Source organism: Bilifractor sp. HCP3S3_D3 (genome assembly GCF_052063915.1).
Classification (GTDB): Bacteria; Bacillota; Clostridia; order Lachnospirales; family Lachnospiraceae; genus Bilifractor.
This window is the reverse complement of record NZ_JBQHWP010000062.1, coordinates 1-400: the sequence shown is the minus strand read 5'-3', so window position 1 is coordinate 400 and position 400 is coordinate 1. Positions and strand designations below refer to the sequence as shown.

The 400-nt window shown below is 42.5% G+C and carries 1 protein-coding gene; it reads right to left on the bottom strand.

The window, feature by feature from the left end; genetic code table 11:
* Window positions 1-140 precede the first annotated feature (140 nt).
* Window positions 141-400 (bottom strand): hypothetical protein (locus ACTNDI_RS14035; RefSeq protein ID WP_441101575.1); only part of this gene is annotated, 260 nt, incomplete at its 5' end.

Below are 400 nucleotides of genomic sequence, written 5' to 3'. Positions count from 1 at the left end.
GACACCCGTTCCCATTCCGAACACGATGGTTAAGACCCGGGCGGCCGAAAATACTATGCCGGAGACAGTATGGAAAGATAGGCGGCCGCCAGCATCCTTACAACAAATAAACTTACATTAAAGCAAGCGAAAATCTCTCGTTATAAGAGCAGTGAATCACTTGCTGCTGGGAAAGCAAAAGCTTTACCGGTGATACGAGCTGAAAAGATCATGTTTTGAGATCCTCGAGTGGATTTCCCTGTAGATCCTTTGGAATTAGCGAAAGCTTCCTGAAGATCAGATTTCTTTCCGGCTGGTATGGCTGATAAAGCCAGATACGTACCTTGAAAACTGAATACACAAACGATTCCAAAAAGAAATCCAAAGCACAATCGAAAAATCAAAAGATTTTGAAATTGTT